Raw genomic sequence first — 18,138 nt, 5'->3', positions numbered from 1 at the left:
TTACATAAAATACTGGTCTAGTTTCGTGATGTCTTTTTTAAGCAATTTGTCCTTTGATAACTTCAAAAGATATTATTTTTCAGTTGACATACTACCGCAGGTCTTTTTATTGTTGGTTTAATTCTTGGCTAACTGCTTTTGCATCGACTAAAGCGTGTAAAATCATTTTCACCATGTTCATCATATTTCTTCACTCCTTTTTATAGTTCATTTAGTTCTTTTACAACTGCTTGTCCGTTCACTAATACCTCAAAGATTGCTTTTACGATTTCTTTTATCATGTTTGTTTCCTCCTTTTGTTTGTCTCGCTTGTTTACATCTTTATTGTATAGGGAGGCATCTTTTCGTACTATCGCTTTCCATTACGTGAACATAACAGTTTTGTAAGATTTGATGTCACTTATTGAAATGTTTAGTCTATCTTCATTATTTTCAGAAAAATGACTATTCAAACATGAAATTGGAAAGTATAATAAAGAAGTAAGCATTAAATTCCGTACGAAAGGGGTGAATGAGATGAAACGTTCTTTAGCTGCGCGTGCCAAATTTTTAGATTTTATCTATTTTTGTCGTGCGATTTTTCATGATGTAGTTGTTAACGGGATACGTATGCCCTTTTTTAACAATTGCATAGTGACTATTGAACGATAGAAATCTCTTCACCCATTTTTAATAAACGTGTGAAAAGGGAGCTATTTGGCTTCCTTTTTCTATGCCGAAAACCATGGGGAATGTTTCTTTCTCATGGTTTTTTATATTGAAAGGAGTACGGAAAATGACTATTTGTAGTGTAAATAATGTAACGAAATCTTTTGGTGGAAACATCATATTTGAAAATATATCGCTTGAAATAAAGAATGGTGAACGTGTTGGGTTAGTTGGTCGTAACGGTAGTGGGAAGACAACAATCTTTGGGCTTCTGACGGGAATGGAGAGTTTGGATGCAGGAGCCATCCATATGAAGAAAGGTACACGTATTGGTCATGTCGCACAAATTCCGAAGTTTGATGAGTTCATGACTGTATATGATGTATTGAGTTCCGCTTTTAAAGTAGAAAAGGAATTAGAAAAAGAAATGCATGCTCTAGAAAAAAATATGGCGGAGGAGCAGGAACAATCTTCTTTGCAAAAGCTAATGGAGAGGTACGGAATAATTCAAGAAAAATTTGCATTTCTCGGTGGTTATGAAATAGAGGCAAATATAATGAAGGTAGCAAATGGCTTACAAGTAACAGACTTATTTCCAAGAGTATTTACGGAATTAAGTGGAGGAGAACAGACGAAAGTAAGCCTTGCATATATGCTATTGCAGAAACCAGATTTACTTCTATTAGATGAACCAACAAATCATTTAGATTTGTTTGCAGTTGAATGGTTAGAGAAATTTTTAAAAGAATATAATGGAACAGTTATGGTTATTTCACACGATCGCTATTTCCTTGATGAAGTTGTAACGAAAATTTTTGATCTGGAAGATGGAGAGATTCACGTGTACCATACGAATTATTCTCAGTTCGTTGAGGAGAAGGAAGAAAGATTACTTCAAGAGTTTCAAGCTTATCAAGAGCAGCAAAAGAAAATAAAGAAAATGAAAGAAGCAATTAAGCGCCTACGTGAATGGGCAAATCAAGCGAATCCTCCGAATGAAGGATTGCATAAAAGAGCGAGGAATATGGAACGTGCGTTAGAGCGTATAGAGAAATTAAAGAGGCCGATTTTAGAAAGAAAACAGATGGGTCTTCAGTTTGAAGGGCAAGAGAGAAGCGGAAAAGATGTTGTTGTAATGAAAGAAGTGAGTAAAGGTTTTGCTGGCCGATTTTTATTTGAACAAGCGAATTTACATGTTCGTTTTCAAGAGCGTGCTGCTATCGTTGGTCGTAATGGTACAGGAAAGACTACATTATTAAAACTACTATTAGAAGAAATAAATCCAGACGTTGGTGAAATTCGAATTGGTAGTAGTGTCAAAATTGGTTATTTATCACAACATGCATATGAAAATATGAAGAGTAATGCATTGGAAGCATTCAGAGAGAATGTGGCTGTAACAGAGGGAGAAGCAAGACATATATTAGCTAAGTTTTTGTTTTATGGTCCAGCAGTATTTAAGAAAGTAACGCAACTTAGTGGTGGAGAAAAAATGAGATTAAGACTTGCGCAACTTATGTATCAAGACATCAATTTTCTAATTTTAGATGAGCCGACAAACCATCTTGATATTGAATCAAGGGAAGTTTTAGAGGAAGCCCTTGAGCAATATAACGGAACGATTTTAGCTGTTTCACACGATCGCTATTTTTTAAATAAGTTATTTGAAAAGACGTACTGGATTGATAGATGCAAATTATTTGAGTTTGCAGGAAACTATGCATGGGCTCGTCAAAAGTGGGAAGAAAAGCTTGAGGAGGAAGTAATAAAGCATAAGCACCATGGAAGAAAAAGTGTTGAAGCAATCTCTATAAAAAAGAAAGATTCTAGAAGTTTTGCGGAGATTGAAAACGAGTTAATGCATATAGAAGAAGATATATATGCATTAGAAAGTGAAATGGAATATGTAGCTGATGTTGAAAGACTTGAAAAATTATATGAGGAAAAAACGAAGAAAGAGTTGTTACGAGCAGATTTATATAATGAATTAGAGAATATGGTGGAGTAATGAGTAGAAAGCCACTTCCTTTCAGTTTTGCTGGAGGAAGTGGCTTTTTTCATAATGATATTTTGCTTTAAAGGTTAAATGAAGCGATGTGTTTCACGTGAAACAGTAACTTAGATAAATCCATTTTCCTCAATTTGCATAGTTTGTGAAACATATGAAAATGATAAGCTGAAAAATAAATGTCATTAGTGGTTTTTCGATAGGAGTAATTACAAAAACAAAGGCTAATTATTTCCCGAGAGATAAAGTGAAACTTTAATCAGTGGGGGTCTTACTGCCCGGCAAATAGCGGGATAAATATGTGTAACAGAGACTAGTGAATGAAAACAAAAAGAGAGCAAAGTTACAGCTTTACGCGCTGAACTCTGCTCTCTTTTTGCGTGGCATCTTCTTTCGTTGAAATTATAATAGCGATCCCGAGCATGATAAAAAAAGCTAAAAAGAGGACGAACTTTGGGAAGAACGGGAATAGTAATAGTGCTCCGACTATCATAATTGTTAATAATACGTAGTGCAGGACGTATTGGAATAGGTTGTCCATATTTTCGCCCCCTTTTTTGTAATTGGTTATTAGTATTCTATGTTTCATGCTGAAGGAATAGAAGTAGATTTTTAAGTTTTAATACGAATTATAGCTGAGTTTTCTTAAAGTATAAATGTAGAGTGATAATTTTGGAAAAATTCTCAAAATATTTATTTAGAAAGAATTGACAAAACATAATGAACGATATAAGCTAATAACCATAAAGTCTACCGGAAAGGTCGGAATAAGATTGTTACCCCTCAAAAACATCTATTTTTTTACGATTAAAACCGACTTTTCCGATTGGCTATAAATGTTGCTGTGGGAGGCATACATAAGGTAATTCGTTCAGAGGGTATAATCATAAAAAGTTAGGGTGGGGACAATGAAGAAAAAGACAAAAAAATGGGCTGGTGTATTTTCGGTATTAATAAGTAGTTCGCTTGTGTTGTCTGCTTGTGGGGGACAGGAGGACGCGGCTTCTACAGAGCCGGTTAAACAGCAGGATTTAAAAAATGTGAAAATTGAAAAGATCGCTGCGACAGATAAAACGAAAGTGCCAGACAAAGCGAAGAATAGAAAAGATACGTTAGTAGTTGGTATTAGTAAGCCAGGCGGCGTATTTTTGCCATACTTCCAACAAAATGGTTGGGATGGAAACGTAACTTCAGTTATTTTTGCATCTCTCGTATCAACCGATAAACAAGGGAAACCAATTCCAGAATTAGCTGAGAAGTGGGACGTTTCTTCTGATCAGTTAACATATACATTCCATTTACGTAAAGATTTGAAATTTAGTGATGGATCGCCATTAACGGCGGATGATGTAGCTTTCACATTGACGCTTTTACATGATAAGGCATATGAAGGTGAAGTAGATATCTCTCAATATGCGGTTAAAGGTGGTAAAGAATATAAAGAAGGGAAAGCAACTTCAATTGAAGGTATTCAAGTTGTTGATCCACAAACAATTAAAATTACAACTGAAAAAGTGAATTCACAAGCTATATTTGTTTTAGGAGGTACAGTACTATCAAAAGCTTATTATGGAAAAGATTATAAGCAAAATACAAGCTTAGATTACTTAAAAGATTTATATGGAAAGCCATTAGCTGCGGGTCCATATAAATTTGAAAAGTATATTCCAGGTCAAGAAGTTCGTTTTGTAGCAAACGAAAATTATTATGCGGGTAAACCAAAAATTCAAAACTTCATTTATAAAATTACTTCTGGTGATACGAAGCTTCAGTTATTCCAAACAGGAGAAGTTGACCATACTGGCTTAGGTACTGGTGATGAGGTTCTTGAACAGGCTAAGGCTTTAGAATTCGCAAATATCCAAATTGAAACAGCACCGTCTTTTAGTTATATTTATATGAATAATAATAAGCCTTACTTAAAGGATAAAAAGGTTCGCCAAGCACTTATTTACGGATTAGACCGCAAAAAATATGTTGATACAGCGTTAAAAGGATACGGTACAGTAGCCAATGTACCAATTCATCCAACTTCTTGGGCTTATACGGAAGAAGGAGTTAATAAATACGAATACGATAAAGAAAAAGCGAAAAAATTATTAGATGAAGCAGGGTGGAAAGTTGGTTCGGATGGAATTCGTGAAAAAGATGGTCAAAAATTAAAACTTTCTTATTTCGGTCCAAGTTCGGCTAAAGATAGTGATTTATTAATTCCGATTGCGAAAGAGAATTATAAAGAAATAGGTGTAGAGTTTAATCCTGAATTTATGGACTTTAATACGATGCTTTCTAAGGTAAACAAAGGGGATTATGATTTAGCTTCTGTTTCGACACCGATTACAAGTGATCCGAGTGAAACAGCTGGTGAATATTTGTCTACTGCAAATGAAACTAGTCTTGGTTATAAGAATGCAAAAGTAGATGAGCTAATTCAAAAAGGTATTGAAACTGTAGATATCGAAAAGCGTAAACCTATTTATAAAGAATTGTATAAAGAATTAAGTGATGATCCACCAGTAATTCTATTAAACTACCGTAGAACAATTACTGGTTATAACGGGAATATAAAAGGAATTGATCCTGAAAAGTACAACAGTATTAGTGCAAACTTACCAGTATTATCATTTGAAAAATAACGATAAGAATGTATAAGTAGAAGACATTTTTTCATTCGGTTAGTAATGTGCCGCTTTGAAAAAATGTTCTTCTATTTTAAGCATAAGATTGGAGAGAAAAAGGGTGAAAACATATATTGTTCGTAGGTTGTTACAAATGATTCCTACACTGCTTGGTACATCAATTATTATCTTCGTCCTGTTCGCACTTCTTCCTGGGGATTATATTGATTCAAACCCGAAAATTACACCGGAAAGAGCAGCTGAACTGAGGGAGTTATATGGGTTGAACAAACCAATTGTTGAGCGTTATTTTCATTGGTTAGGTAATGCATTGCAAGGGGACTTTGGCTTTTCGCTTCAATATCAAGAGCCTGTAACGTCATTATTAAATAAATTTATTTGGAATTCTTTTAGTGTAGCAATTATTGCATTGTTTTTTATTTGGCTAATTGCACTTATTATCGGTGTATTCTCGGCGACGAAGCAACATTCTTTATTCGATAAACTTGTAACAATCGGTGTTTTTGCAGCAATGTCATTCCCTTCATTCTTTATCGGTTTGTTTTTAATTAAGGTGTTTGCGGTTGACTTTAAGTTATTACCGATAGGCGGAATGATTGATGTTGGCAGTAATTCAACAGGATTTGCTTACGTGATAGAAGTTGCAAAACATATGATTTTACCAGTATTTATTTTGACACTTCTTGGGGTCGGCTCGCTAACTCGTTATTTTAGAACAAGTATGTTAGAGGTTGTAAGACAAGATTACATACGAACAGCAAGAGCGAAAGGTTTGAAGGAGAAGACGGTTATTTATAAGCATGCATTAAAAAATGCAATTTTACCGGCAATTACGTTATTAGCATTTGAATTACCTGGATTGTTTTCTGGGGCAATTATTATTGAACAAATTTTTAACTGGCCAGGGATTGGTAATATTCAATTAGAAGCATTAAATTTCCGTGACTATACAGTATTGATGGCATTTACGATGTTTCTTTCTTGTTTAACAATCGTTTCAAACTTTTTAGCAGATATCGTATATGCAGTTGTTGATCCAAGAATTCGGTTGAAGTAAGGGGGGAAAGAAATGGAGACTGTTACAGTAATTACAGAAAAAAAAGAAAAAAAGAGAAGAAATGAATCATCACCATGGCGACAAGCTTTTAAAAAGATAAAGAAAAATAAGATGGCACTTGTAGGGTTTTATGCATTAATTTTTATGTTTTTATTTTGTTTTATCGGTCCGTTCTTTTCTCCATATGCATCAGGAAAAATACAAGTTGCGCTCATTAACAAACCACCTAGTTTTTCTCATTGGCTTGGTACAGATCAATTAGGAAGAGATATTTTAACAAGGCTTATGCAAGCGGGACGTATTTCATTAACCATTGGTTTAGCTTCAATGGTTTTATCGGTTATACTTGGAGCTTTATTAGGAGCGATTGCAGGTTTTTATCGTGGTATTGTGGACAATATTATTATGCGACTTGCAGATATTTTAATGTCGATGCCAGGATTACCGTTACTTATTATAATGGGTGCGATTTTATCAGAGTGGAAAGTACCGTCTGATTATCGTTTGTATGTCATTATGATTATTTTAAGTTTAGTAGGTTGGCCAGGGCTTGCACGCCTTGTAAGAGGGCAAATTTTATCACTTAGGGAGCAAGCATTTATGCAAGCTGCGGATGTGTTAGGAATAAAAGATTACCGGAAAATTATATATCACTTAATACCTAATGTTTTACCCATTTTAATTGTCGTATCTACATTAGGTGTTGCAGGTTCTATTTTGGGAGAATCCGCACTAAGTTACTTAGGTCTCGGAGTCGTTCCACCTACACCATCATGGGGGAACATGATTAGCGCAGCTAACTCATTAATCGATTTCCAAAAGCGTCCATGGTTATGGATTCCGCCTGGTTTTGCAATCTTTATAACAGTTGTATCAATTAATTTACTTGGTGATGCACTTCGTGATGCATTAGATCCAAAGATGAGACGGTAGGTGAGGAGATATGAGTAAAGCGGTAGTAGAGCTGAAAGATTTACAAACACACTTTCAGACAGAAGAAGGGACAGTAAAAGCTGTGAATCATGTTAGTTTTTCTGTTCGAGAAGGTGAAACTGTTTGTGTTGTAGGTGAATCTGGTTGTGGAAAAAGTGTAACGGCGTTATCTATTATGGGACTTATTGCTGAATCAGGCAGTGTAGTAGGTGGAGATATTTTATATGAAGGAAAAAGTCTTTTAGGAATGAAAGAGAAAGAGCTTCGTAGTTTACGAGGGAATGATATTGCGATGATTTTCCAAGAACCGATGACATCGCTAAACCCCGTCTTCACTGTAGGAGAGCAAATTGTAGAAACGTTAAGGGAGCATGAATTACTTAGTAAAAATGAAGCATATAAGAAGGCAATTGAGTTAATTCGTAAAGTTGGCATAGCCCGCGCTGATGAAATCGTCCATTCTTATCCGCATGAACTGAGCGGCGGGATGTTACAACGTATTATGATTGCTGTTGCACTTAGTTGTAATCCTAAGTTATTAATTGCGGATGAACCAACAACAGCTCTTGATGTTACTATTCAGGCTCAAATATTGGATCTACTAAGACAAGTGAAAGAAGAATTTAAAACGTCGATTTTATTAATTACACATGACTTAGGTGTCGTAGCGGAAATGGCTGATTATGTTGTCGTTATGTATGGCGGGAAAGTTATTGAAGAAGCCCCAGTACTAGAGATATTCCAAAATCCAAAACATCCTTATACGAAAGGATTATTGAAATCAAAACCAGTAATGGGAAAACGAATAGATAAACTATATTCTATTCCAGGGCAAGTTCCGAATTTAGTTGGTTTAGGTGAGTTTTGCTACTTTAGTGGGCGTTGCGAGCATTGTATGGGAATATGTGGAAAAGAAGCCCCAAATCTAAATGTAAATGATGAAAATCATAAAGTAGCTTGCTGGCTATATGAGGAGCGTGCGGAACAATGAGTGAACCATTATTAGAGGTGAAAAATCTAAAGACATATTTTCCAATTAAGGGTGGCGTATTTAGTAGAACAATTGGGCATGTAAAAGCGGTTGATGGAGTAAGTTTTACTATTAATAAAGGTGAAGTGTTTGGTCTCGTTGGCGAATCAGGGAGCGGAAAAACAACAATAGGAAAAACAATTTTACGCCTCGTTCAAAAAACGGAGGGAGAAGTGAAGTTTAAAGGGAAAGATGTTCATTCTTTATCCAAGGATGAATTAAGAAAACATCGCCCTAATATGCAGCTCGTTTTCCAAGATCCATTTAGCTCATTAAATCCGAGAATGAGAATTGGAGAAGCGCTTGGAGAGCCAATGTTGGCCCACGGATTAGCGACGAAAGAAAATGTTCGTGAAAAGGTAATTGAAGTATTGGAGTTATGTGGGTTAGCTCCTTATCATATTGACCGGTATCCCCATGAATTTTCTGGTGGACAACGTCAGCGTATCGTAATCGCAAGAGCTATGGTATTAAATCCGGAATTTATTGTAGCTGATGAACCTGTGGCGGCACTAGATGTATCTATCCAAGCACAAATTATTAATTTATTTAGTGAGTTACAAGAGAAAAAGGGATTATCTTATTTATTCATTTCGCATGATTTAAGTGTAGTAGAACATTTATGTACGAAAATCGGAATTATGTATTTAGGTACGATTGTGGAGACAGCACCGCGTGATGAGTTATTTACCAATCCGCTACATCCTTATACGAAAGCATTGTTATCAGCTGTTCCAATACCAGATCCAACAGTGAAGCGAGAGCGAATTATACTAGAAGGGGATATTCAAAGTCCAGCAAATCCACCTTCGGGCTGTCGTTTTCATACACGTTGCCCATTTGCGACGGATGTTTGTAAAAAAATAGTACCAGAATTCCGTAATGTTGGTGCAGAGCATTTTGTTGCTTGTCATCACGTATAAAAAAGGACTCTTTCAAATTGAAAGAGTCCTTTTTTATTTACTAGATGAAGTTTGTTTCAATACAAATTGCTCGATTGCGTGAGCAACACCATGTTCATTGTTTGTTAGTGTTACAACATCACATAGCTTTTTTACATCTTCTTCAGCGTTGCCCATTGCAACAGATAAGCCTGCTACTTCTAACATCGGTACATCATTAAAATTATCACCAATAGCAACTGTATCTTCAATAGGGATATTAAAATGAGCTGCCATCTGCTGTATCCCGTTTCCTTTATGTCCATTCTTATCCATAATTTCTAAGTTAGTAGGAGCTGATGCTGTAACCATAATATCAGCATCTTCTTGTAATATACTTAATAGTTGTGCGCGATGCGCTGCATTAAACGTTAAAATGAAGAATTTAGATATTTCTAGTTCTTGGTTATTTACAACATCTTCTATTTTTTTGAAATCAGTAATTAGGTTCGATTTCTTTTGTTTTTCTGTAATTCGTTCAAGTTCCTCTAATGTAACATCAAGCGCATGCTTATTTTCTTCGAATGCTTGCATCACTTGATCTTGCCATGTATATGGAGAATAAACTCCTTTATTCGTATATAGCTTATATGGGAAACCTTCAGATTCTAGTAATTTTGCAAGTTTGTACACTTTGTCGTTTTGTATACAACGCGAGTTAATTACTTTTCCATCCACATAAACAATAGCCCCATTGCTCGCTCCGACTGGAAGAGATAATTTATATTCTTCCAATAGCTTTAAAGCATCCTCTTTCGCACGACCAGAACAGATCATTACAATATGACCAGCTTCTTGTGCAGTTTGGATTGCTTGTAGGTTTTCTTTGGAGATTTCAAGATTAGATGATAGTAGTGTACCATCCATATCTAATGCGATTAATTTCAAAATGACCACCTCTTTGTTTTTATTATACATAGTTATATAGAGGAAACATATAAACTTATCTTGGAAAGACGGTATTTTATCTCATATTAAAAGTAAGTAAAGATTAGATAGGTTTAGTGTCACTAAATAAACGATTTGTAACAAAAATAGAGAGGAATATGAATACATTTCACTTTATGACTGTAATGTTACACGAATGTTACAAACGTGAACTTAGTGAAAAACGCATTAAATAAAGGTTTTTGAGGGTTATTATAAAAAAACGTAAAAAAAGTGTAATAAATTTTACGTAATTATATTGCAACGTAATAATAGTTACGTTACATTAATGTTACAAACGTTACGTTATCAAAATTAATGTAACGTTAACATAAAAACTATGAAATAAACATTTCTTAGAAATTACATATAGATAACTTATAAAAAGGGAGGATAAATGATATGAAAGAGCAAGTATTACAAGTAACAAAAGGTGATTTCGTAGGATCAGCAAGTGGAGCGGTAGTATTAACAGCATTAATCGTATTTCTATCAAGCGTATTAGTATAATAGAAGTTTTGTAACAAAAGAAAAAGAAGGGAGAATGAAAGATATGAAAGAGCAAGTATTACAAGTAACAAAAGGTGACTTCGTAGGATCAGCAAGTGGAGCGGTAGTATTAACAGCGTTAATCGTATTTCTATCAAGCGTATTAGTATAATAGAAGCTTTGTAACAAAAGAAAAAAGAAGGGAGAATGAAAGATATGAAAGAGCAAGTATTACAAGTAACAAAAGGTGACTTCGTAGGATCAGCAAGTGGAGCAGTAGTATTAACAGCGTTAATCGTATTTCTATCAAGCGTATTAGTATAATAGAAGCTTTGTAACAAAGGAAAAAGAAGGGAGAATGAAAGATATGAAAGAGCAAGTATTACAAGTAACAAAAGGTGACTTCGTAGGATCAGCAAGTGGAGCGGTAGTATTAACAGCATTAATCGTATTTTTATCAAGTTTATTAGTATAATAGAAGTTTTAAATCAAACAAAAAAGGAAGGAGAATGAGGGATATGAACAGTGAACAAGTGTTTCAAGTAACAAAAACAGATTTATTAGGATCCTTAGGTGGAGCAGTAATATTAACATCATTTATTCTATTCCTTGCAAATGTATTAGTATGAGATATATAAATACAATCATTCAAAAAAAATAAAGACTCTAACGTATTAGTAAGTAGTTAATATGTTGGAGTCTTTTTTATATTCTTCTTATATCCCCTCAAGTATTAAAGTTACCTCATTATCCAGCATTCATGGCTAATTAAACGCTGCGGTTGAAACTTGATTCAACGAATAATCAAAAATCCACTGAATAAAATCCCGCTTTATTTCAAAGAGAAAAAAGTCGAATTTTATATGTAAGAAAAAAAGAGGAATTTGACAGAAAAGATAGAAAATTTTAAAGGTCAGAATTTGTTAGCTTGCTAACTAATTTCTATTAATTAATGTTGGAAGCGTTTTCGGTTGGTTTTAAGTATGGACCATTTAATCTATTTACAGGGGGATGAAGATATTATGAAACAAAAATCTATGGATATGCTAGCTGCACAAATGGAGGACTTTTTTCCAGTACGTGATGTAGATCATTTGGAATTTTACGTAGGGAATGCAAAGCAATCGAGTTATTATCTTGCGAGAGCGTTCGGATTCAAAATTGTGGCTTACTCTGGATTAGAAACTGGAAACCGTGAAAAGGTCTCTTATGTTCTTGTGCAAAAAAATATGCGTTTCGTTGTGTCTGGAGCTTTAAGTAGTGAAAATCGTATTGCAGAGTTTGTAAAGACTCATGGTGATGGCGTGAAGGATGTGGCACTACTTGTTGATGATGTTGATAAAGCATACTCAGAAGCAGTGAAACGTGGTGCCGTCGCAATTGCTCCACCGCAGGAATTAACAGATGAGGACGGTACATTGAAAAAAGCAGTTATTGGTACGTATGGTGATACAATTCATACGCTTGTAGAGCGTAAAAATTATAAAGGGGCATTTATGCCAGGATTCCAAAAGGTAGAATTTAATATTCCATTTGAAGAGTCTGGTTTAATTGCTGTTGATCATGTAGTTGGTAATGTTGAAAAAATGGAAGAGTGGGTTAGTTATTACGAGAATGTTATGGGCTTTAAACAAATGATTCATTTTGATGATGACGATATTAGTACAGAGTATTCGGCGTTAATGTCGAAAGTTATGACGAATGGAAGTCGTATTAAGTTTCCTATTAACGAACCAGCAGATGGAAAGAGAAAGTCACAAATTCAAGAGTATCTAGAATTCTATAATGGAGCTGGTGTACAACATCTTGCTTTATTAACAAGTGATATTGTTAAAACAGTTGAAGCGCTTCGTGCAAATGGGGTGGAGTTTTTAGATACACCTGATACTTATTATGATGAGTTAACTGCACGAGTTGGAAAAATCGATGAAGAAATTGATAAGTTAAAAGAATTAAAGATCTTAGTAGATCGTGATGATGAAGGTTACTTACTACAAATCTTTACGAAACCAATTGTAGATCGCCCGACTTTATTTATTGAAATCATTCAACGTAAAGGTTCTCGTGGATTTGGTGAAGGAAACTTTAAAGCGTTATTCGAATCAATTGAAAGAGAACAAGAGCGTCGCGGAAACTTATAAGATTTGTATCCACCAGCAAAAGTCCCTTTGCTGGTGGAAATTTCATTTTTATAAGGAGGAATCAGGATGAAATTTGTTACATTTCGTCTTCCTTCAAAAGAACTACGGGCTGGATGGCTTGAAGGTGACAAAGTAATAGATATGAATCTTGCTAGTGAAGGGAAAATCCCTTCTTCTATGATTGCTTTTTTAGAGAAAGCGGATGAGTATGTAGAAGTAGTGCGGAATATTAAGAATCCAAATAAGGGTATATATGCTTTAGAAGAAGTACAATTGACAGCTGCTCTTCCTAATCCGAGTAGTATTCGAGATTTTTACGCATTTGAACAACATGTAAAAACAGCTCGCGGACGAAGAGGATTAGATGTTGTGCCTGAATGGTATGATATTCCGGTTTTTTATTTTACTAATCATCGTGCTGTAATTGGTTCCAGTGATTTTGTAATTGGTCCGAAAAAGTCTAAAAAGCTTGATTATGAGTTGGAAATTGCTTGCGTAATAGGAAGAGAAGGGCGAAATATTTCTCGTGAGCAAGCAGAGGAATATATTTTTGGTTATTGTATTATGAACGACTGGAGTGCGAGAGACTTACAAGCAACAGAAATGAAAGTAGGTCTCGGTCCAGCGAAAGGAAAAGACTTTGCAACTTCTTTAGGAGCACATCTTGTTACGAAAGAGGAATTAGACGTTTATCGTAATGGTGATCGATATAATTTAGAAATGACTGCTCATGTAAATGGAAAACTATTATCAAAAGGAAACTTCCAAGATATTTACTATACATTTGCTGAAATGATTGAACGTGCTTCAGAGGACGTTACGTTATATCCAGGAGATGTGATTGGTTCTGGGACAGTAGGAACAGGATGTATTTTAGAACTGGGTACAGAAGAGTGGCTACAAGATGGAGATGTTGTAGAACTGTCGATTACTGGTTTAGGTACACTACGTAATACGATCAAAAAAGAAAAGGAAGCGGGTGATGGGCATGTTTTATCGTCACATGGGAGAACTACCTCATAAACGACATGTACAATTTCGTAAAAAAGATGGATCGCTTTATCGTGAACAGGTAATGGGAACAAAAGGTTTTTCTGGTACGCAGTCTATTTTGTATCATCATTATATGCCGACAGAAGTAGGTCATTCTGCATTATCGCATTCTTGTCAGTTGCAGTATGAAGAGGATGTTGCTCTTTCTCATCGCCACTTTCGAACGAAAGAAAGTAAAAAAAGTGGTGATGCAATAAGTGGACGGAATTTCATACTTGGAAATGAAGATTTATTAATTGGAGTAGTGAGTCCAACAGAAAAAATGGATTATTTCTATCGTAATGGTGATGGCGACGAAATGTTATTTGTTCATTATGGAACAGGGAAAATTGAAACGATGTTTGGAACGATTCACTATAGAAAAGGCGACTATGTAACGATTCCAATTGGAACGATTTATCGTGTTATTCCAGATGAAGGAGAGACTAAGTTTCTTGTTGTAGAGGCGAATAGCCAAATTACAACGCCGCGTCGTTATCGAAATGAATACGGACAATTGTTAGAGCATAGTCCGTTTTGTGAAAGAGATCTTCGTGGTCCAGAAAAATTAGAGACATATGATGAAAAAGGCGAGTTTGTCGTAATGACAAAATCAAGAGGCTATATGCATAAACATGTTTTAGGACACCACCCGTTAGATGTTGTGGGATGGGATGGCTATTTATATCCGTGGGTATTTAATGTAGAGGATTTTGAACCAATTACAGGGCGCATTCATCAGCCACCGCCAGTACATCAAACATTTGAAGGACATAATTTTGTTATTTGTTCTTTCGTACCACGTTTATACGATTATCATCCAGAGTCAATTCCGGCACCATATTATCATAGTAATGTTAATAGTGATGAAGTTCTTTACTATGTAGAAGGAAACTTTATGAGTCGCAAAGGTGTGGAAGAAGGTTCTATTACACTTCATCCGAGCGGGATTCCCCATGGGCCGCATCCGGGGAAAACAGAGGCAAGTATAGGGAAGAAAGAGACGCTTGAATTAGCTGTTATGATAGACACATTCCGTCCGCTTCGTATTGTAAAACAAGCACATGAAACAGAAGATGAAAAGTATATGTATAGCTGGATTGAACAAGGTTCATATACTGTGAAATAAGTAAAAAAGGCATGCTCTCAATAAGGGGGCATGCCTTTTTCACGGAATCGACATGTATAATAATACCAAAAAAATAATGGAAAGATATATAGAAAGAATAATAAGGGGCGTGCATATTCAGAAGAATTTCTACTTGTTTCGACAAAAGTATTGACTAGGAAAAGCGTAATGAGTAAAATTAAAAAGCGAATTAAAAATTTTCAGAAAATTTAAAACTTGGAGGAGTGAAAGATGAAGCAAATTTTTCAAAAGAAGCCAATTGCAAAGTTAATGCAAGAAAGTAAGCAAAAAACGTTAGCAAGAACATTGGGCGCGCTAGATTTAACTATGCTTGGAATCGGAGCAATTGTTGGAACTGGTATTTTTGTTCTAACGGGTGTTGTGGCAGCGAAACATTCTGGGCCAGCTATTATATTATCATTTGCGATTGCCGCTCTAGCTTGTGCCTTTGCTGCATTTTGTTATGCTGAATTTGCTTCTTCAGTTCCTGTCTCGGGCAGTGTGTATACGTATACATACGCGACGATGGGGGAAGTATTCGCATTTTTAATTGGCTGGGACTTAATGCTGGAATATTTACTTGCTACATCTGCTGTAGCGAACGGTTGGTCTGCATATTTTCAATCTTTATTAAAGGGGTTTGGAATTCATATTCCGACTATTCTCTCCTCGGCTCCTGGTACAGGTAAGGGTGGAATAATTGATCTACCTGCAGTTCTAATTATTTTAGTGATGACAGTTCTTTTATCTAGGGGTGTTCGTGAAAGTGCACGAGTAAATAACATTATGGTATTTATTAAAATAGCAGTTGTTCTTATTTTTATCTTTGCTGGTTTTAATTATGTGAAACCTGAAAACTGGACGCCTTTTATGCCATTTGGTTTAGATGGTGTAATGGCTGGAGCGGCTACAGTATTCTTCGCATTTATAGGATTTGATGTAGTTTCAACAGCGGCAGAAGAAGTGAAACGTCCGCAACGTGATTTACCAATTGGTATTATTGCATCGTTATTAATTTGTACAGTTCTTTATATCGTTGTTTCGCTTATTTTGACAGGAATTGTTCCATACGGACAGCTAAATATATCAGATCCAGTTGCTTTTGCACTTCAATTTATTGGACAAGATGGTTTAGCGGGGGTAATTTCGGTAGGAGCAATTACAGGAATTACAACAGTAATGCTAGTTATGATGTATGGGCAAGTTCGTGTTTCTTATGCGATGAGCCGAGATGGTTTACTGCCGAAACGTCTTGCTAAAGTTCATCCGAAATTTAAAACGCCATTTTTAAATACATGGACAACGGGAATTATTGCGGCACTGATTTCAGGATTAATAGATTTAAATGTTTTAGCACATCTTGTAAATATGGGGACATTGTCAGCATTTGCACTCGTAGCTGTTGCGGTAATCGTAATGAGAAGAACACATCCAGACTTACCAAGGGCATTTAAGGCTCCGCTTGTACCATTTTTACCAGCATTAACAGTGATCTTCTGTTTATACTTAATGCTTCAATTATCGGGGACAGCATGGATTAGTTTTGGGATATGGATGGTTATTGGTATAGCGGTTTACTTCTTATATAGCCGAAAACATAGTGCTTTAAATAATAGTAAAAAAGAAGAAGATGTTGCAAATTTATAAGTGAAAAAATCCATTCTAATTCTGTTAGAATGGATTTTTTATTTGAAAATTTATATTTTTCTGAACTTATTATAAGATAATTGTTGGCTAACTAAAGGGGTGAAATGATGAAAAATACGTGGCGTGAGTTAAGGGAGATGGACCGTAACGTATGGATTCGATTTATTGGAGAGACGTTAAATGGAATTGCAATGATGATGTTAATGCCTTTTTTTGCATTATATTTAAAAGATAAGGTGGATTCGTTGTTGGAAGTTGGGGTTATTATGGCGCTTTCTCCAATTGCTGCAAGTTTTGGATCACTTATAGGAGGGAGAATTGCTGACATATATGGAAGAAAGCCTATTATGATATTTTCTATGGCAAGTAATGCATTATTAATGCTCGGTTTTCTATTTATAGAAGGATTTATTCCATATGCAATTTTATCTATTTTTTTAGGGTTGAGTAATTCTTTATTTCATCCAGCTGCATCAGCTATGGTCGCGGATGTAACGGCACCAGAAAAAAGAACAGAGGCATATGGTTTATTACGAATGGGACACAATATAGGTGCTGCGATTGGTCCGATAATGGGAGCATCAGTAGTTGTGTTGTCAAAGAACCTTGTGTTTATTATTGCCTCTTCTACAATGCTATTTTATGCGTTACTTGTATTACTTCTTATTCAAGAGACGATGCCAAAAAGGACAGATAAGGAAGAACATAAAGAAAAGGAAGCTGGGGCAGTTTGGAAAATTGTAATGCGAGATAAGGTATTAATGATTTACTTATTAGCAGGCATTATCATTTCGATGGGGTTTTCTCAAACGGAAGGCATGTTGCCACTACATTTTGATAATGAAATGAAGCATATTTTTGGAACGAATAATCCATATCCATATTTAATGGCGTTAAACGGACTATTAGTTGTTTTATTCCAGTTTCAAATTTCAAAATGGGCTACGGATAAACCGGTCGGGAAGACGATGTTATATGGTGCATGTTTATTCGGGATTGGATTATTTTTTATAGGGTGGTTACCGAAGTGGTTTGGAGAATTTAATACAAATGCTACAATTATTTTAATAATATTACTGTTCGTTTATGCTATATATACGTTAGGTGAGATGATTATGTCGCCTGTACAGATGACATTTGTAGCAAATTTGGCCCCTGAGCATTTGAGAGGGACTTATATGGGAGCTGCAAGTTTGCAGTGGATTACAGGAAGCGCATTTGGTCCACTTTTGGGCGGTTTTTTATTAGATCGATTACTTGGTCACTTTCTATTTACAATTTTAGCTGTAGGATGTGTAGTTGCAGGTATTGTATATGTTTCTTTAGATCGCCTTGTGGAGCAAAGGCAAAAAGACACACTAACCAAACAATCTTCTTAGTGAATAGGTGACATACACAAAAAAGGGGATTTCTACATATTTTAGGTACATAACTAGATTAGATTGCCATTTTATTTTGTGTAGCTATATAGAAAATGAAATGAAAAACCAATAAGTGATGTTATTTAATTATTTATG

General features: G+C 35.3%; 19 protein-coding genes. 17 read left to right on the top strand and 2 right to left on the bottom strand.

Going from position 1 to position 18,138, the window contains the following annotated elements; genetic code table 11:
• Nucleotides 1-516 precede the first annotated feature (516 nt).
• Nucleotides 517-651 carry an RAxF-45 family protein gene (locus MR168_RS20560; RefSeq protein ID WP_000830643.1) on the top strand — a complete coding sequence of 45 codons (135 nt, stop codon included), beginning with the start codon at nt 517-519 and terminating at the stop codon, nt 649-651.
• A 124-nt stretch (nt 652-775) separates the two neighbouring features.
• On the top strand, nt 776-2,656 hold the full coding sequence (abc-f, locus tag MR168_RS20555) for a ribosomal protection-like ABC-F family protein (protein WP_086411797.1): 1,881 nt from the start codon (nt 776-778) through the stop codon (nt 2,654-2,656).
• 343 nt (nt 2,657-2,999) lie between these two features.
• Here abc-f and MR168_RS20550 read toward each other — a convergent pair whose 3' ends face one another.
• Nucleotides 3,000-3,197 (bottom strand): hypothetical protein, encoded by a 198-nt coding sequence (locus tag MR168_RS20550; RefSeq protein WP_000369248.1) that lies wholly within the window; start codon nt 3,195-3,197, stop codon nt 3,000-3,002.
• Nucleotides 3,198-3,564: 367 nt separating this feature from the next.
• Here MR168_RS20550 and MR168_RS20545 point away from each other — a divergent pair, with 367 nt between their 5' ends.
• The 5 genes from MR168_RS20545 (at nt 3,565) to MR168_RS20525 (ending at nt 9,238) form a co-directional block, all read left to right on the top strand.
• Entirely contained in the window at nt 3,565-5,292 is a 1,728-nt protein-coding gene (locus MR168_RS20545) for an ABC transporter substrate-binding protein (protein WP_000730656.1), read from the top strand.
• Nucleotides 5,293-5,395: 103 nt separating this feature from the next.
• Nucleotides 5,396-6,352, top strand: a complete 957-nt coding sequence (locus MR168_RS20540; RefSeq protein WP_000860748.1) for an ABC transporter permease — start codon at nt 5,396-5,398, stop codon at nt 6,350-6,352.
• A gap of 12 nt (nt 6,353-6,364) precedes the next feature.
• Nucleotides 6,365-7,285, top strand: a complete 921-nt coding sequence (opp4C, locus tag MR168_RS20535) for an oligopeptide ABC transporter permease (protein ID WP_000451077.1) — start codon at nt 6,365-6,367, stop codon at nt 7,283-7,285.
• 10 nt (nt 7,286-7,295) lie between these two features.
• Nucleotides 7,296-8,276 (top strand): ABC transporter ATP-binding protein, encoded by a 981-nt coding sequence (locus MR168_RS20530; RefSeq protein ID WP_086411323.1) that lies wholly within the window; start codon nt 7,296-7,298, stop codon nt 8,274-8,276.
• Entirely contained in the window at nt 8,273-9,238 is a 966-nt protein-coding gene (locus MR168_RS20525) for an ABC transporter ATP-binding protein (RefSeq protein WP_086411324.1), read from the top strand. Before MR168_RS20530 ends, MR168_RS20525 begins: the two co-directional genes overlap by 4 nt.
• A 33-nt stretch (nt 9,239-9,271) precedes the next feature.
• Here the strand turns inward: MR168_RS20525 and MR168_RS20520 are convergent, their stop codons facing one another.
• The gene (locus MR168_RS20520) at nt 9,272-10,144 is read right to left on the bottom strand and encodes a Cof-type HAD-IIB family hydrolase (RefSeq protein ID WP_000766421.1); all 873 of its coding nucleotides are present in this window, start codon (nt 10,142-10,144) and stop codon (nt 9,272-9,274) included.
• Nucleotides 10,145-10,585: 441 nt separating this feature from the next.
• On the opposite strand from MR168_RS20520, the gene MR168_RS20515 reads away from it, so the two are divergent.
• From MR168_RS20515 to MR168_RS20470, 10 genes are all read left to right on the top strand, one after another.
• Nucleotides 10,586-10,693 (top strand): DUF3948 family protein, encoded by a 108-nt coding sequence (locus MR168_RS20515; RefSeq protein WP_000664237.1) that lies wholly within the window; start codon nt 10,586-10,588, stop codon nt 10,691-10,693.
• A gap of 34 nt (nt 10,694-10,727) precedes the next feature.
• Complete coding sequence (locus tag MR168_RS20510) at nt 10,728-10,844, top strand: DUF3948 family protein (RefSeq protein ID WP_000654250.1); 117 nt, start codon at nt 10,728-10,730, stop codon at nt 10,842-10,844.
• 35 nt (nt 10,845-10,879) lie between these two features.
• Nucleotides 10,880-10,996 (top strand): DUF3948 family protein, encoded by a 117-nt coding sequence (locus MR168_RS20505; RefSeq protein ID WP_000654250.1) that lies wholly within the window; start codon nt 10,880-10,882, stop codon nt 10,994-10,996.
• 34 nt (nt 10,997-11,030) lie between these two features.
• Nucleotides 11,031-11,147 (top strand): DUF3948 family protein, encoded by a 117-nt coding sequence (locus MR168_RS20500; protein WP_086411325.1) that lies wholly within the window; start codon nt 11,031-11,033, stop codon nt 11,145-11,147.
• Between the two features lie 43 nt (nt 11,148-11,190).
• On the top strand, nt 11,191-11,301 hold the full coding sequence (locus MR168_RS20495; RefSeq protein ID WP_001083690.1) for a DUF3948 family protein: 111 nt from the start codon (nt 11,191-11,193) through the stop codon (nt 11,299-11,301).
• Between the two features lie 393 nt (nt 11,302-11,694).
• Entirely contained in the window at nt 11,695-12,813 is a 1,119-nt protein-coding gene (hppD, locus tag MR168_RS20490) for a 4-hydroxyphenylpyruvate dioxygenase (RefSeq protein WP_086411326.1), read from the top strand.
• A 66-nt stretch (nt 12,814-12,879) separates the two neighbouring features.
• Nucleotides 12,880-13,836: a fumarylacetoacetate hydrolase family protein gene (locus MR168_RS20485; RefSeq protein WP_000674004.1), complete on the top strand. Its 957-nt coding sequence runs from the start codon at nt 12,880-12,882 to the stop codon at nt 13,834-13,836.
• Nucleotides 13,802-14,974 (top strand): homogentisate 1,2-dioxygenase, encoded by a 1,173-nt coding sequence (locus MR168_RS20480; protein ID WP_013141710.1) that lies wholly within the window; start codon nt 13,802-13,804, stop codon nt 14,972-14,974. The genes MR168_RS20485 and MR168_RS20480 overlap by 35 nt, the downstream gene beginning before the upstream one ends.
• Before the next feature lie 231 nt (nt 14,975-15,205).
• Nucleotides 15,206-16,621, top strand: a complete 1,416-nt coding sequence (bcaP, locus tag MR168_RS20475; RefSeq protein ID WP_242291468.1) for a branched-chain amino acid transporter BcaP — start codon at nt 15,206-15,208, stop codon at nt 16,619-16,621.
• 107 nt (nt 16,622-16,728) lie between these two features.
• Nucleotides 16,729-18,000, top strand: coding sequence for an MDR family MFS transporter (locus MR168_RS20470; protein ID WP_000799716.1), 1,272 nt, complete (start codon nt 16,729-16,731; stop codon nt 17,998-18,000).
• Nucleotides 18,001-18,138 lie beyond the last annotated feature (138 nt).

This window comes from Bacillus cereus group sp. BfR-BA-01356, from assembly GCF_022663635.1.
Taxonomy (GTDB): Bacteria; Bacillota; Bacilli; order Bacillales; family Bacillaceae_G; genus Bacillus_A; species Bacillus_A cereus.
The sequence above is the reverse complement of the archived record's forward strand: the minus strand, read 5'-3'. Positions and strand labels throughout refer to the sequence as shown.